The organism is Plantactinospora endophytica (assembly GCF_016862915.1).
Lineage (GTDB): Bacteria > Actinomycetota > Actinomycetes > Mycobacteriales > Micromonosporaceae > Plantactinospora > Plantactinospora endophytica.
On the sequence record NZ_BONW01000049.1, the window covers coordinates 1 to 14,713 of the forward strand.

Below are 14,713 nucleotides of genomic sequence, written 5' to 3' on the forward strand. Positions count from 1 at the left end.
GCAGCGACTCGGGCTGACCGGCCAGCCCGGCCGGCTCAGCGCGTCGGTTCACCGGCGTTGGCAACCGTGACCGCGTCGGCGTCGGCGACCGCGACGGCCTCGGCGAGGATGCCGAGCGCCTCCCGGGCCTCCTCCTCGGTCAACGTCAGCGGCGGACCCATCCGCAGCACGTTGCCGTAGAGGCCGCCCTTGCCGACCAGCAGTCCGCCCCGCTTGCACTCCTCGAAGACCCGGGCGGTGGCCGCCGGATCGGGCTCGGTGCCGCCCGGCCGGACGAACTCGACACCGAGCATCAGCCCCTTGCCGCGTACCGCGCCGACGACGGGGTGCCGGTCGGCCAGTTCGTTCAGCCCGGCGAGCAGTACCGCGCCGACCCGGGCCGCGTTGGCCTGGAGGTCGTGCGCGAGCAGGTAGTCCAGTACGGCGTTGCCGGCCGCCGTGGCGAGCGGGTTGCCGCCGAAGGTGGAGAACGAGACCGCGTGCACCTCGTTCAGCACCTCGGCCCGGCCGACCACCCCGGCCAGTGCGAAGCCGTTGCCGATGCCCTTGGCGAAGGTCAGCAGGTCCGGGGTGACGCCGTGCGCCTGGTAGCCCCAGAAATGCTCCCCGGTACGCCCCCAGCCGGTCTGCACCTCGTCCGAGATGAGCAGGATGCCGGACTCGTCGAGTACCTTCTTGAACGCTCCGAAGAGTCCGTCCGGCGGGGCCACGAAGCCGCCCACCCCCTGGATCGGCTCGGCGATCAGGCAGGCCACGTCGCCGCTGGTCTGGGTGGCCAGCACCTCGCGCAGGTCGTCGACGGCCGCGTCGACGTACTCGTCCGGGCCGAGCCGGGCCAGCAGGCCGCGCAGCCGGTCGGCGGAGTGCAGCCAGCTCACCTGGAGCGGGTTGAGGCTGCTCGCCGACCAGCTCCGGTGCCCGGTGATCCCCATCGCCGCGTACGACCGGCCGTGGTAGCTGTTCCGCACCGCCAGGATCTGGTTCGACCGGCGGTGGTTGGTGGCGACCAGCAGCGCCAGCTCGTTCGCCTCGGTGCCGGAGTTGGTGAAGAAGACCCGGGCGTCCGGAATGCCGGAGAGTGCGGCGATCTTCTCGGCCAGCTCGACCTGCTGCCGGATCAGGTAGAGGGTTGAGGTGTGCACCACGCCGGTACCGAGCTGGCGCTGCACCGCCTCGCGTACCTCGGCGACGTCGTAGCCGAGCATGTTAGTCAGCACCCCGCCGAAGAAGTCCAGGTAGCTGCGCCCCTCGGCGTCGGTGACCCGGCGGCCGGAGCCGCTGACGATCTCGATCGGCTCGGCGTAGTAGAGCGGCATCCAGGAGGGCATCACGGCCCGGTGCCGGGCCAGCAGCTCGTCGGTGGTCATGGTTCTCACACCCCTCACCGGTGGGAACGCGGACTCCTGCACGCTCCCACCGCGCGGGCCACCGGGCAACTGCCACCCTGTCGGGCAGCGGGGTCCGGACATTGACACCCCGTCAACCCGGCCGGACTACTATTGCCTGTGCTCAACGGACAGCTCCGGCGGATGGACGCCTTCACCTTTCCGGCCCACTCCTTCGACCCGGCCACCGGGGAGGCCGCGCTCGGATACGCGCTGACCGGCCCGGACGGCGAGCTGCGGTTCACCGAGCGGATCACCTTCCCGGCGCCGGAGACCGCGCCGTCGGCGGAGACCCTGGCCACCTTCGGCCGGGTGCTGGAGCTGCTGCACCTGGTCGCCGGGGTGAGCTACTACAAGGCCGCCGCGCCGCCCCGGCTGGTCCTGCCGGCGCCGCTGGGCGAGGCCGCCGTCGCGCTGGTCACCGCCGTCTACACCAAGGGCCTCGCCGAGTACGCCTACCGCAACGACCTGCCGTACGTGCTGGAGCTGGCCCCCGAGGTGCCGCCGGGCCGGGTCGACGCGCCGAGCGAATCGGACAACTCGGACCGCCGGCCGCTCTCCACGGTCGGCGGTGGCAAGGACTCCATCGTCAGCCTGGAGGCGCTGCGCCGGGCCGGCTTCGACCCGGTGCCGTTCTCGGTCAACCCCAACCACATCATCGTCTCGGTGAACGAGGCGTCCGGGCTGACTCCGCTGGCCGCCCGGCGCCGGCTCGACCCGGCGCTGATCGAGCTGAACGCGGCCGGGGCGCGCAACGGGCACATCCCGGTCACCGCGATCAACTCGCTGATCGCGGTCGGCACCGCCGTGCTGCACGGGCTCGGCCCGGTGGTGATGTCGAACGAGCGCTCCGCCTCCGACCCGAACCTGCTCTGGCACGGCGTCGAGGTGAACCACCAGTGGTCCAAGGGGGTCGAGGCGGAGGGGCTGCTCCGGGCGGCGCTGGCCGGGCACGCCGGGCTGGTCGAGCCGTACTTCTCGCTGCTGCGGTCGCTCTCCGAGTTGCACATCGCCCGGCTCTTCGCCCAGTTCACCCGCTACGACGACGTGGTGACGAGCTGCAACGCGGCGTTCAAGTTGAGTGATCCGAGCGACCGGTGGTGCGGGAACTGCCCGAAGTGCCGGTTCATCTTCCTGGCCCTGGCCCCGTTCATGCCCCGGGCCCGGCTGGTGCAGATCTTCGGCGCCGACCTGCTGGCCGACCCGGCCCAGGCCCCCGGCTACCTGGAACTGCTCGGCATCGAGGCGCACAAGCCGTTCGAGTGCGTCGGCGAGGTCGAGGAGTCGGTGGTGGCGCTCGGCCTGGTCGCCGAGCACCCGGACTGGCGGGACGCGGCAGTGGTCCGGACCCTGCGCGAGGCGGTTCCGGCCGAGGGCTGGGCCGCCGCCGCTGCCACCGACGTCTTCACCCCGGCCGGCCCGAACTTCGTCCCGCCGCCGTACGCCAAGGCGCTGACCGCGATCTCCTGAGCACCCGACCGGCGGCTCAGCCGTCCCGTACGGCGTCCAGGGCCAGCAGGGCGACGTGCAGCGACAGGCAGTCGTCGACCGAGTCGAGGTCGACCCGGAGGATCCGGCCGATCCGGGCCAGCCGCTCGTAGTACGCCGGACGGGACAGGTGTGCCGCCGCGGCGGCAGCCGACTTGTTCCGGCCGCTGTCCAGGTAACCGCGCAGGGTACCGAGCAACTGCTCCCGGGGATGCTCGGCGTCGTGGGTCAGCAGCGGCCCGAGTTCGCGTTCGACGAAGGTCTGCAACCTCGGCTCGTCCCGCAGCAGGTGCAGCAGCCCGGCCAGTCCGACCTGGGGCAGCCGGAACACCGGCAGGTCCCGTCGACCCCGCCGGGCGGCGTCGGCGACCTGCCGGGCCTCGATCAGCGAGCGCCGCGCCTCCCGTACGGTGCCGACGCCCGAGCCGGCTGCCACGATCACCCCGCCCGGGGCGCCGTAGGGGCGCACGGTGGTCGGGGCGGCGTCGAGGCGTACCCGATCCAAAGCGGTGGCGAAGGCGGTCAGGGCGCGGTCCTCGTCCCCGGCGTCGCGCAGCGCCAGCACCGCCCCGACCGCCTGGTCGTCCAGGCTGCTGGCCAGGCCGCTCAGCTCGGCGTCCCGGAGTGCCTGGCTGACCGCCTCGGCCAGGTCCCGCAGCCGGGCCTGCCCCGCCGGGCCGCCTCCGGCCGGACCGGCCGCCCCCGCCTCGTCGGCGCGGTACCGGACCACCACCCCGACCAGGTGCCGCCGGTCGAGCGGCACGCCGAGCGCCCGGGCCCGCAGCGCCACCTCGTCCACCGGCCGGGTGTGGTCGAGCAGCGCGGTGAGCAGGGTTCGGTGGATCTGCCGCTCCAGCCCCTCGGCGTCGCGCCTGATCAGCCGGCCCAGCGCCAGGGTGGAGGCGGCCCGCTCGATCAGGATGGTCAACCGGGTCGGCGGCCCGCCGGTCGCGGCGGCCGGCAGTTCGCCGGTCGGCCAGCGCAGCAGCAGCCGCCCCCAGTCCTGCCCCCGGGCGCCGACCGTGGTGTAGAGCCAGCCGGCGTCCGGGTCGTAACCGGTCCGGCCGGTCGGACGGATCCGCCGGGAGTGCTGCTCCCAGCCCCGGAGCAGCAACTCGGCGCTCTCCCCCGCCGGGTCGTACGCCAGCACCTGTCGGGAGAGGTTCTCCAGCACCACCGGGCAGCCGGCCAGTTCGGCGGCCTGCCGGACCACCTCGGCCGGCTCGGCGCCCTCGACGGAGAGTTCGGTGAACCGCTGGTGGATCTCCTCGGTCGCCCGCAACTCGGTGAGCTGGGCGTCGACGATCAACCCGTGTACCGCTTCGGTGATCCGGACGAACGGCGTCACCCGGCACAGTTCGACCAGCGGCAGGTTCCGGTGCTCGGCCGCCGCGACCATCGCCCGGGGTACCGCCGCCGGATAGCGCCGGCCCAGCTCGACCAGCAGCCCGGAGACCCCGACGTCGGCCAGTTCGCCGATGAAGGCGCGTAGCCCGGCGTCGTCGCCCGGCAGGCCGATCCCGGTGGTCAGGACCAGCTCGCCCCCGCTGAGCAGGGCCGCGATGTCGGGTACCTCGGCGGCGTGCACCCAGCGTACGAGCCGGTCCAGTCCGGCCGTGCCGGCGACCACCCGGGGGCCGCCGTGCCGGACCGGGTCGAGGGCCAGCACCTCACGCACGGTAGGAAACACGGGCTCGACGGTACCGCCCGACGCGGTACCGCCCGCCGCGTCGGTCAGTCGACGCCGAACTCCATCGCGGCGCGGTCGAGTGCCTCGTCGTCGGCGGAGGAGACGCCCCGGGAGGCGATGGCTTCCGCGCCGCCCTCGGGCATCGCACCGATCAGCCCGGTCGAGGCTGCCTGGGCGGCGCCGACCATCCGCTGCGGGGTCCCGCCGCCGACCATGCCGAGGGTGGCGTACTGCTCCAGCTTGGCGCGGGAGTCGGCGATGTCCAGGTTGCGCATGGTGAGCTGGCCGATCCGGTCCTGCGGGCCGAATGCCGAGTCCTCGGTACGCTCCATCGACAGCTTGTCCGGGTGGTAGCTGAACGCCGGGCCGGTGGTGTCCAGGATCGAGTAGTCCTCGCCCCGCCGCAGCCGCAACGTCACCTCGCCGGTGACCGCCGTACCGACCCAGCGCTGCAACGACTCGCGCAGCATCAGCGCCTGCGGGTCCAGCCAGCGGCCCTCGTACATCAGCCGGCCGAGGCGGCGGCCCTCGTTGTGGTAGTTCGCCAGGGTGTCCTCGTTGTGGATGGCGTTGACCAGCCGCTCGTACGCGATGTGCAGCAGCGCCATGCCGGGCGCCTCGTAGATGCCCCGGCTCTTGGCCTCGATGATCCGGTTCTCGACCTGGTCCGACATGCCCAGCCCGTGCCGGCCGCCGACGGCGTTGGCCTCCAGCACCAGGTCGACGGGGCTGCCGAACTCCTTGCCGTTGATCGTCACCGGGCGACCCTGGTCGAAGCCGATCGTGACGTCCTCGGTCGGGATCTCCACCGACGGGTCCCAGAACCGGACGCCCATGATCGGGCTGACCGTCTCGATGCCGGTGTCGAGGTGTTCGAGGGTCTTCGCCTCGTGCGTCGCGCCCCAGATGTTGGCGTCGGTGGAGTACGCCTTCTCGGTGCTGTCCCGGTAGGGCAGGCCGCGTTCGAGCAGCCACTCCGACATCTCCTTACGCCCACCCAGCTCGGTGACAAAGTCGGTGTCGAGCCACGGCTTGTAGATCCGGAGCTGCGGGTTGGCCAGCAGCCCGTACCGGTAGAACCGCTCGATGTCGTTGCCCTTGAAGGTCGAGCCGTCGCCCCAGATCTGGACGTCGTCGGAGATCATCGCCCGGACCAGCAGGGTACCGGTCACGGCCCGGCCCAGCGGGGTGGTGTTGAAGTACGCCCGCCCGCCCGAACGGATGTGGAAGGCGCCGCAGGTCAGCGCCGCCAGGCCCTCCTCGACCAGGGCGGCGCGACAGTCGACCAGTCGGGCGAGCTCGGCGCCGTAGCTGAGTGCGCGACTGGGCACCGAGGCGATGTCGGGCTCGTCGTACTGGCCGATGTCGGCGGTGTAGGCGCAGGGGACGGCGCCCTTGTCGCGCATCCACGCGACCGCGACCGAGGTGTCGAGGCCGCCGGAGAAGGCGATGCCGACACGTTCGCCGATGGGCAGGGAGGTGAGGACCTTGGACACGGGGATGATTATTCATCAGATCGCATGGACATGCAAACGCACCGCATATCCATCCGCAGCGGCTACCCGCTCCCGGACGGCGGGTCGTCCCGACCCAGTTCCCAGAACGCCACCGCCGAGGCGGCGGCGACGTTCAACGAGTCCACCCCGCGCCGCATCGGGATGACCACCCGTACGTCGCTGGCGGCCTGGGCGGCCGGGGTGAGCCCGGGGCCCTCGGCACCGAGCAGCAGCGCCGCCCGGTGCCGCTGTGCCGGGGTGAGCCGCTGGATCGGCACGGCGTCCGGGGCGGGTGTCATGGCGAGCACGGCGAAACCGGCCGCCCGCACCTCGGCCAGCCCGGCCGGCCAGGTCTCGAACTTCGCGTACGGGACCGCGAAGACCTCGCCCATGCTGACCCGTACGCTGCGCCGGTAGAGCGGGTCGGCGCAGGTGGGCGAGAGCAGTACGGCGTCGATGCCGAGCGCGGCGGCGCCCCGGAAGATCGCCCCGAGGTTGGTGTGGTTGTTCACGTCCTCCAGCACCACCACCCGGCGGGCGGCGTCGAGTACCGCCGACACGCTCGGCAACTCCCGGCGGTGGAACGAGCCGAGTACGCCCCGGTGCACGTGGAAGCCGGTGGCCCGCTCCAGCACGGCCGGGCTGGCGGCGTAGACGGGTGCGTCCCCGGTGTCCAGGTCGCCGAGCTGGTCCACCCGTTTCGCGTCGACCAGGAACGAACGCGGCCGGTAGCCGGCCCGAAGCGCCCGGCGCAGCACGAGTTCGCCCTCGGCGATGAACAACCCGTTCGGCGGCTCCCACCGGGTACGCAGCTCGACGTCGGTGAGCGCCCGGTAGTCGGCGATCCGGGGGTCCTCCGGGTCGGTGATCTGCACGGCGGAGGTGGTGGTCGGTGCGTCGGACACCCCGCCGATTCTTCCCGGTCCCCACCGGTACGCCCATCCGGGCCCCGGGGGGTGCGGAGTGGAAGCCAAGACGAACCGGACAGGCCGATCAGGACGGGGCGGGTCCGGTCGTCGCGGGGCCGAGTCCACCGGCGGCCGGCGCGATGGTGCGTCCGCCCGCGCCGGAGACGCTCGCCGCGACCGCACCGGCACTGGTCGGGCGGGTCAGCCCGGCCCGGCCGACCGCCGGCACCAGCCGTCGGGCCCGCCAGCCGATCCCGATTCCGGCGGCGAGTACCAGCATCGCGCCGAGGGCGTGCAGCGCCGAGGCGAGCATCCCGCCGACGCCGAGCAGCGGCGCCGCGATCATCAGCAGTACGCCGTCGGACTGACTGAACACTCCGGACCGGTACAGCGCGAGGCCGGTCAGCCACCAGCCGAGCGAGTAGAGCGCGCCGCCGACCACCGCGATGACCTGCCCCGCCCGGCCGAACGCCGAGTGCGCGTCCGGCAGCCCGCCGAACGGCAGCACCAGCATGGTTCCGGCGACCGCGACCAGCAGGCCGGCCGTACCGGCGCAGCGGGTCCGGGTGGTGACCAGCAGGCTGGCCAGCGCCATCAGCCCGAGCAGGCCGAGCCAGAGCGCGCCGATCCAGCCGAGCAGGTGCGCCGGGCGCTGCTGGGTCAGGAACGGCGCGTTGCCGGCACCGACCAGCGTCACCGAACCGTACACAATGGCATATCCGGGGATCGACCAGACGGCGAGCCGGGCCAGCCGGCGCAGCGACCAGGCCCAGCTCGCGTCGCTGGCCGGTTCGCTGGTGCCGCGTTCGACCACGAACGGCAGGAAACCGAAGCCGCCGTACGGCCAGCGCCCGGAGACCGGGTCGGGGCGGTCGGCGACCGGTCCGACGTCGAGTGTCCGCTTCGGTGCCGTCGGTCGGTTTGGTGGCGCGGGGTCGCGCTTGGGGTTCGAGGGGTGGTTTTCCGGTTTCGAGGGGTGGATCACGCGCCGTCACCTCGCTCTGCGTGCTGCGCGGGTGGGCGCGGGTGCGATCCGTCGCGACGCCCCGCTCCTGGTCACCGACCCGTCGCTAAGCCGATCGTGTCAGGTGCCGGGGCGCCGCGCGGACGCTTTGCGCGAATAGCCCGTGCGCCGCCGGACGGATGGCCGGCGGCGGCCGGTCAGCCCTGCTCGGGCCGCTTCTCCACAGTGGAGTCGTCGACCAGGCTGGCCGGCGGGACCGGCTCGGGCGCGGGCAACCCCTGTGGGCCGGCGGGGCGCGCGGTTACCTGCGCCTCGGCGGCGCGTACCTCGGCGTCGACCTCCTGGGCCGCCTCGGCGGCGGCCCGAGCCGCCTCGGCCGCCTCCCGCTCGACGGCGGCGGCGTCGACCGTCGCGTGCGGTTCGTCCCCGGCTGCCCGACTCAGCCCGCCGAGCGCGCCGCCGAGCCCTTCGAGCGCCTTGGTCAGTTCGGCCGGCACGATCCAGACCTTGTTGGCCTGCCCGTTGGCGATCTGCGGCAGCGCCTGGAGGTATTGGTACGCCAGCACCTTCTGGCTCGGGTTGGCGGTGTGGATGGCGTCGAAGACGGTACGGATCGCCTTCGCCTGCCCCTCGGCCTGGAGAATCCGGGCCTGCCGGTCACCGTCGGCGCGGAGCACCGCGGCCTGCTTCTCACCCTCGGCGGAGAGGATCTGCGCCTGCTTGTGCCCCTCGGCGTTCAGGATCGCCGCCCGGCGGTCCCGCTCGGCCCGCATCTGCTTCTCCATCGAGTCCCGGATGCTGGCCGGCGGCTCGATCGCCTTGATCTCCACCCGGGTCACCTTGACGCCCCACCGCCCGGTCGTCTCGTCCAGTTTCCCGGAGAGGTGCCGGTTGATCTCCTCGCGGCTGGTCAGTGCCCGCTCCAGGTCGAGCGAGCCGATCACGTTCCGCAGGGTGGTGACGGTCAACTGCTCGATGGCCTGGAGGAAGTTCGAGATCTCGTAGGTCGCCTTCACCGAGTCGACGACCTTGAAGTAGAGCACCGTGTCGATCGAGACGACCAGGTTGTCCGAGGTGATCACCGGCTGGGGCGGGAAGCTGACCACCTGCTCCCGCATGTCGACCTTGGTGCGTACCGCGTCGATGAACGGCACCAGCAGCTTGAGGCCCGGCCCGAGGGTGCGGCTGTACCGGCCGAGCCGCTCGACCACGTCCTCCCGCTGCTGCGGCACGATCCGTACCGCCCGGACCAGGGTGACCACCGTGATCAGAGCCACGGCGGCCAACAGCACGCCGATCACTGGATCCACGTCGCGTTCACCTCTTCGTATCTGGTTGCTCGTCAATTGTGAACTCGTCCTGCCAGACCAGGGCGGTCACGCCTTTGATCTCGATCACACGCACCCGCTCGCCGGCCGGGATCACCTGGGTGGCGTCGTAGGAGCGGGCCGTCCAGATCTCCCCGTCGATCTTGATGACCCCGCTGTTCGCGTCCACCTGCTCCAGCACCAGGGCGCTGCTCCCGGTTATCGCGCGTACCCCGAAGGGCTGCTCGTCGTCGGCCGAGTCCGCCGTGCGGTGCCGCCTGATGACCGGGCGGGCCACCGCCACCGTCAGCGCCGAGACCGCCGCGAAGACCACCGCCTGGAGGGCCAGCGGTGCACCGAGGGCGGCGGCACCGGCGGCGGCGAACGCCCCGACCCCGAACATGACGAGGAAGAGCGTCGTCGTGAAGATCTCCGCGACGACCAGCACGACGCCCAATACGATCCACAGGAGCGGCTCCACACGTCGATCCTGGCACGGTCGTGCACCTACCGGCGACCCGTGATCGACGTACCCAAGATCTCGCGGCGGCCCTCGGCGATCGGGGCCGTTCCGTAACCTGGTCCGGTTCCGCCCCGGCCGGTCCGGTTCGGATAATTCAGTCCGGTTCCCGTACCCCCCAGTCCGAGGAGGCAGCCCCGTGGCTCCCCTGCCGCCGGAGTCCGGCCTACTGCCGGAGACCACCCGCCGGATCGACGCCCTCGTCGCCCAGGCCCAGGCCGCCGGCCGGGCCCCCTCGCTGGTCCTCGGGGTGCTGCGGACCCCGACCGGCGCCGCCCGGGCCACGACCGGCGGGCTGGTGCACGTCGCCGCCGCCGGCGAGACCCCGACACCGGACCCGGACGTCCAGTACCGGATCGGCTCGATCACCAAGACGATGACCGCGGTACTGCTGCTCCGGCAGCGCGACGACGGGCTGCTCGAACTCGACGACCCGCTGGACCGGCACCTGCCCGGCACCCCGCTCGGCGCCGTCCGGCTGCGGGAACTCCTCGGCCACGCCGCCGGCCTGCAACGGGAGCCGGACGGCGAGTGGTGGGAACGTTCCGCCGGAGCCGACCTGGACACCCTGCTGGCCGGGCTGAGCCGGGAGAAGGTCGCCTTCCCCGCACACCGCACCTTCCACTACTCCAACCTGGCGTACGGGCTGCTCGGCGCGGTGCTGGAACGGGTCACCGGGGAGTCGTGGTGGAAACTCGTCCGGTCCCGGCTGCTCGATCCACTGGGGATGGTCCGCACCTCCTACCAGCCGACCGAGCCGTACGCCCGGGGCTACGTCGTCCATCCCTGGCACGACACGCTGCGAGAGGAGCCGCGTACCGACACCGGGGCGATGGCGCCGGCCGGGCAGCTCTGGGCCAGCCTCGCCGACCTGGCCCGCTGGGCCGGGTTCCTCGCCGACCCCGATCCGGAGATCCTCGCCCCGGAGACGGTGACGGAGATGTGCGTACCGGTCGCGATGGCCGACCTGAACTCGTGGACCGCCGGCTACGGCCTCGGCGTGGAACTGCACCGGGTCGGCGAACGGGTCTACGTCGGACACGGCGGCTCGATGCCCGGCTACGTGGCGACGCTCTCGGTGCACCGGCCGTCCGGTACCGGCGTGGTCGGCTTCGCCAACGCGTACGGGCTGCGGACCGGGTCGCTGCCGGTGCTCGGCCGGCAGGTGCTCACTGCGGTGCTCGACGCCGAACCCGCGCCGGTCCGGCCCTGGCGACCGGCGACCGCACCGCCTGCCGGGGAGGTCGCCGAGTTGACCGGTCGCTGGTGGTGGATGGGCCGGGAGTTCGAGCTGACCTGGGATCCGGCCGCCGAGGAACTGACGATCGTCCAGCAGCCGTCCGGTGCCGTTCCGGGCTGGCGGTTCGGCCGGGACGCCGCCGGCCGCTGGCGGGGCCGCTCCGGCATGAACGACGGGGAGATCCTCACCGTCCGCCGCGACGGGGCCGGCGCCGCCACCGCGCTGGACATCGCCACCTTCGTCTTCACCCGACACCCGGACCGCCTCGCCTGAGGGCGGGGCGGCTGCGCAGAGGGTCAGGGCGTGGACGGCACGGTGACGAAGTCGATGAGGCGTTCCATCGCGTTGATCAGCGGTGTCTCCACGTCGTGGAAGCTGTCGACCCGGGCGAGGATCCGCCGCCACATCTCGGCCGGCTCGGCGACCCCGAGGGCCGCGCAGACGCCCTCCTTCCACGGCCGTCCCGGCGGCACCACCGGCCACGCCCGGATGCCGAGCGCCGACGGCTTCACGGCCTGCCACACGTCGACGTACGGGTGGCCGGTGACCAGTACGTCCGGCGAGGTGACCGCCGCGACGATCCGGGTCTCCTTCGAGCCGGGCACCAGGTGGTCGACGAGTACACCCAACCGGCGCCCGGGACCGGGGCCGAACTCGCGGACCCGTTCGGCGAGTTCGTCGATGCCGTCCAGCGGCTCCACCACGACACCCTCGATCCGCAGGTCGTCGCCCCAGATCCGTTCGACGAGCGCGGCGTCGTGCACGCCCTCCACCCAGATCCGGCTGGCCTTGGCGACCTGGGCGCGTACCCCGGCCACGGCGACCGAACCGGAGGCGGTCCGCCGACGTGGTGCCGGTGCCGTCGACGGTGCCGCCGGACGTCGCAGCGTCACCGGCTTCCCGTCCAGCAGGAACGCGGCCGGCAGCAACGGAAAGTTGCGCCGTCGTCCGTGCCGGTCCTCCAGCACCACCGCACCGGACTCGAAACCCACCACCGCGCCGCAGAACCCCGAATCGGCGTCCTCGACCACCAGGTCCGGCTCGGCCGGCACCTCGGGTACGACCTTGCGCCGCCGCCAGTTCCCGGCGAGCACGTCGTCGCCGTACATCCTCCCCATGGCAGGGGACGCTAGCCGCTCGTGGCCGCGCGGTCGGCGTTGACGCGCCGCCGGGCCGGCACCCGAGACAGCCGACACGGGAAGCACGTACCCTAGCCGCATGTCCCCCGCAACGGGCGCGGCGACTCTCGTGGCGCGCCGGTCCAGCCGCTTTGTGGCCTGGGTACGCGCTTGGCGTGCCGGGCTGGTGCCGTACGACGAGATCGCCGACGAGATCGCCGCCGGCGAGGAGCACCTCGTCGCCGACGCCCCGGGCGCCTGGACCGACATCCCACTGCGCGACGCGCTGTCCGCCTTCTCCAAGCTCTCGCCCGACGAGATCCGGCTGGTGCTGCCCGCCCCCGGCGATCCGCGCGGGCTGCCCGGTCCCGGCCCGTTCGCCTCGGCGGCGCTGCTGGCCGGCGAGGCGGTGGTGGCCCGCGGCCTGGGCGTGATTCCGGAGGTACGCACGCACACCAGCGGGTCCGGCGTGACCTTCGAGACGGTGCTGTGGCGGGTCCACCCGCTGCCGGAGACCGCACCGGCCGCCTCGCTGGGCAATCCCGGTGCGGCCGAGGCCGAGGCCGAGCTGGCGGTGAGCCTCGCCGAGGCGACCGCCGCGCTGACCCGGCTCGACGTGGCGCAGTGGCGCCCGGAGCTGGCCGGGGCGCTCGCCGCACTGCGTCGCCCGGACAGCGGGATGGACCTGCCGCCGGGCTTCGATCCGCGCGCCCGTCGGCTGTTCGCCCGGGCCAGCGTGCTGGACCAGGTGCTCGCGCTGGCCGAGCACGCCGCACCGGGCGGCTCGGTCAACGGCTACGAGGCCCAGCAGCGCGACGCCGCGCTGCGCCCGCTCACCGCCGCCTGCCGCCGGGCGGTCGTCGCGGCCTGCAACGCCCCGTTGTCGGCCTGACCCCGCCGCCCACCCGGCAGAAAAAAGATCAACTACTCGGAGTACGCCAATACGGCGTGAATACCGAACGGGTGCCGACCGTTGTCGGACTTCGGCCGGACCGTTGTCCGGAACCTGGCTGAAAGATGCGTGTTGCATAGGTGGGGTAGGGTGCTCGTTCCATGGGCGGCACCCCGAATACGACCAATCCCGCGCACCACTTCCCCGCGAGTCCTCCGACGTCCCGGCGCCGGTGGTTCAAGCGTCGTCCCCTGGTCGAACTGACCTGGTTGTTGCTGGTGGTGGCCATTGCCGGCGGGCTCACCATGGCGCGTTTCGAGGACCCCCGGCGGTTCGCCTCGTCCGGCGACAGTTACTGGTACATGCGGCAGGCGCAGATTTTCGCCGGCACCGATCCGGCAACCGCGTCCAAGCGCTCATCCTTTCAGGTGTGCCGCGACATCAACCGTTCGGCCAAAGACCAGAATATGCGCCCGCTCTGCCGCAACGGATATCCGCAGCAGGGCATTTCTCCCCGCTACATCGCGATTTTCGACAGCCGGCCCGGCTATCCACTGTTCGCGGCACCCTTCGTGAAGGTGTTCGGCGTCTGGCCGGGGATGGTGCTGGCGACGCTGATCATCGCCGTCGGGGTCGGCCTGCTCACCTACCTGGCCGTCTGGCTGGCCTTCGGCATCCGCCTGGTCGGTGTCGCCGCGGCGGCCATGGTCTACCTGCTGCCCACCGGGTACTGGATGACCCGGATGCTGGCCGACGGTGCGATGCTGGCCGGCTGTCTCACCGTGCTGATCGGCGCGATGCTGCTCTGGCGACATCGGTTCAGCGGGCTGCCGATCGCAGTGGCCGGCTTCGTCTGGACCTTCCTCAGCAAGTCGGCCAACGGGGTGGCGATGGCCCTGGTGCTGGTGGCCGCTAGCATCGCCGCGCTGGCGACCCGGTTCCCGAACCGGCGCGGTGCGGTGCTCACCGGCGGGCTCGGCCTGGTCACCCTGGTCGGCTGGTCGGCGGTCAGCAAGGCACTCGCACTGCCGTCGCTGACCGAGGCCATCCAGGACTACGCGACCAACCACTTCACCAATCCGGACCACCCGGAGCCGCTCGTCTGGCTCTGGGAGAAGAACCTCGACTGGTGGCCGGGCACCCTCGCACACATGGTGCTGTCCCCGTTGCCCCTGATCGCGGTGCTGATCACCACGCTGATCTTCGCCACCCGGACCCGGCACCTCACCTTCCTGTGGGTGGGCGCCGGGCTGACCGGGCTCACCCTGCTGGCGGCGAAACCGGTGGACGAGGAGTACGACCGGCTGATGGCCCCGGTCTGGCTCGCCGTCGCCGCCGCCCTCGGGTACGCCATCGTGGCGGCACTGCCGGCACACTGGTCCGGCCGGCCGACGACGGACGGGACGCTGCCCTGGAACGGGCCGTCGCCGGCACCACTCCGACCTGGGTACGCCGGTCAACCCGCCGGTCGGGCGAGCGGCGGCCCAGCCGGCGCGACGAACGGTTCCGCCGAACCCACCGCTCCCGCCGGTACCGCCGACTCCACCGACTCCACCGAACCGACCGGACCAGCCGGGTCGACGCCCGATGACGGAGGCGGCGGGACAGCCGGGGAGCGGCGGGACGGCGACGCGGTCGCGGCCGGTGGTTCAGGGGTGGGCCGGACCGGCTGACGAGGTCGGCACCGGCACCGACCGCAGCAGGT

The 14,713-nt window shown here is 72.6% G+C and carries 12 protein-coding genes; 4 read left to right on the forward strand and 8 right to left on the reverse strand.

The window, feature by feature from the left end; all coding sequences use genetic code 11:
- Positions 1-35: 35 nt before the first annotated feature.
- On the reverse strand, positions 36-1,367 hold the full coding sequence (locus Pen02_RS38810; protein ID WP_203871204.1) for an aspartate aminotransferase family protein: 1,332 nt from the start codon (positions 1,365-1,367) through the stop codon (positions 36-38).
- A 138-nt stretch (positions 1,368-1,505) separates the two neighbouring features.
- On the opposite strand from Pen02_RS38810, the gene Pen02_RS38815 reads away from it, so the two are divergent.
- Positions 1,506-2,855: a MurL-like N-terminal domain-containing gene (locus Pen02_RS38815; RefSeq protein WP_203871299.1), complete on the forward strand. Its 1,350-nt coding sequence runs from the start codon at positions 1,506-1,508 to the stop codon at positions 2,853-2,855.
- Between the two features lie 16 nt (positions 2,856-2,871).
- Here Pen02_RS38815 and Pen02_RS38820 read toward each other — a convergent pair whose 3' ends face one another.
- The 6 genes from Pen02_RS38820 to Pen02_RS38845 form a co-directional block, all read right to left on the reverse strand.
- Complete coding sequence (locus Pen02_RS38820) at positions 2,872-4,563, reverse strand: PucR family transcriptional regulator (RefSeq protein WP_203871205.1); 1,692 nt, start codon at positions 4,561-4,563, stop codon at positions 2,872-2,874.
- A gap of 44 nt (positions 4,564-4,607) precedes the next feature.
- Entirely contained in the window at positions 4,608-6,059 is a 1,452-nt protein-coding gene (gene argG / locus Pen02_RS38825; protein WP_203871206.1) for an argininosuccinate synthase, read from the reverse strand.
- 62 nt (positions 6,060-6,121) lie between these two features.
- Positions 6,122-6,973 (reverse strand): TrmH family RNA methyltransferase, encoded by an 852-nt coding sequence (locus tag Pen02_RS38830; protein ID WP_372445762.1) that lies wholly within the window; start codon positions 6,971-6,973, stop codon positions 6,122-6,124.
- A 79-nt stretch (positions 6,974-7,052) separates the two neighbouring features.
- Complete coding sequence (locus Pen02_RS38835; protein ID WP_203871208.1) at positions 7,053-7,952, reverse strand: hypothetical protein; 900 nt, start codon at positions 7,950-7,952, stop codon at positions 7,053-7,055.
- A 176-nt stretch (positions 7,953-8,128) separates the two neighbouring features.
- Entirely contained in the window at positions 8,129-9,241 is a 1,113-nt protein-coding gene (locus Pen02_RS38840; protein WP_203871209.1) for an SPFH domain-containing protein, read from the reverse strand.
- A gap of 7 nt (positions 9,242-9,248) precedes the next feature.
- Positions 9,249-9,719: an NfeD family protein gene (locus Pen02_RS38845; RefSeq protein ID WP_203871210.1), complete on the reverse strand. Its 471-nt coding sequence runs from the start codon at positions 9,717-9,719 to the stop codon at positions 9,249-9,251.
- A gap of 187 nt (positions 9,720-9,906) precedes the next feature.
- Here Pen02_RS38845 and Pen02_RS38850 point away from each other — a divergent pair, with 187 nt between their 5' ends.
- Positions 9,907-11,271 carry a serine hydrolase domain-containing protein gene (locus Pen02_RS38850; protein ID WP_203871300.1) on the forward strand — a complete coding sequence of 455 codons (1,365 nt, stop codon included), beginning with the start codon at positions 9,907-9,909 and terminating at the stop codon, positions 11,269-11,271.
- 23 nt (positions 11,272-11,294) lie between these two features.
- Here the strand turns inward: Pen02_RS38850 and Pen02_RS38855 are convergent, their stop codons facing one another.
- On the reverse strand, positions 11,295-12,116 hold the full coding sequence (locus Pen02_RS38855) for a DUF3097 domain-containing protein (protein ID WP_203871211.1): 822 nt from the start codon (positions 12,114-12,116) through the stop codon (positions 11,295-11,297).
- A gap of 100 nt (positions 12,117-12,216) precedes the next feature.
- Here Pen02_RS38855 and Pen02_RS38860 point away from each other — a divergent pair, with 100 nt between their 5' ends.
- Together Pen02_RS38860 and Pen02_RS38865 are read left to right on the forward strand one after the other, a co-directional pair.
- The gene (locus Pen02_RS38860) at positions 12,217-13,008 is read left to right on the forward strand and encodes an Rv1486c family protein (protein WP_203871212.1); all 792 of its coding nucleotides are present in this window, start codon (positions 12,217-12,219) and stop codon (positions 13,006-13,008) included.
- 161 nt (positions 13,009-13,169) lie between these two features.
- Positions 13,170-14,681: an ArnT family glycosyltransferase gene (locus Pen02_RS38865; protein ID WP_203871213.1), complete on the forward strand. Its 1,512-nt coding sequence runs from the start codon at positions 13,170-13,172 to the stop codon at positions 14,679-14,681.
- The last annotated feature ends 32 nt before the right edge of the window (positions 14,682-14,713 follow it).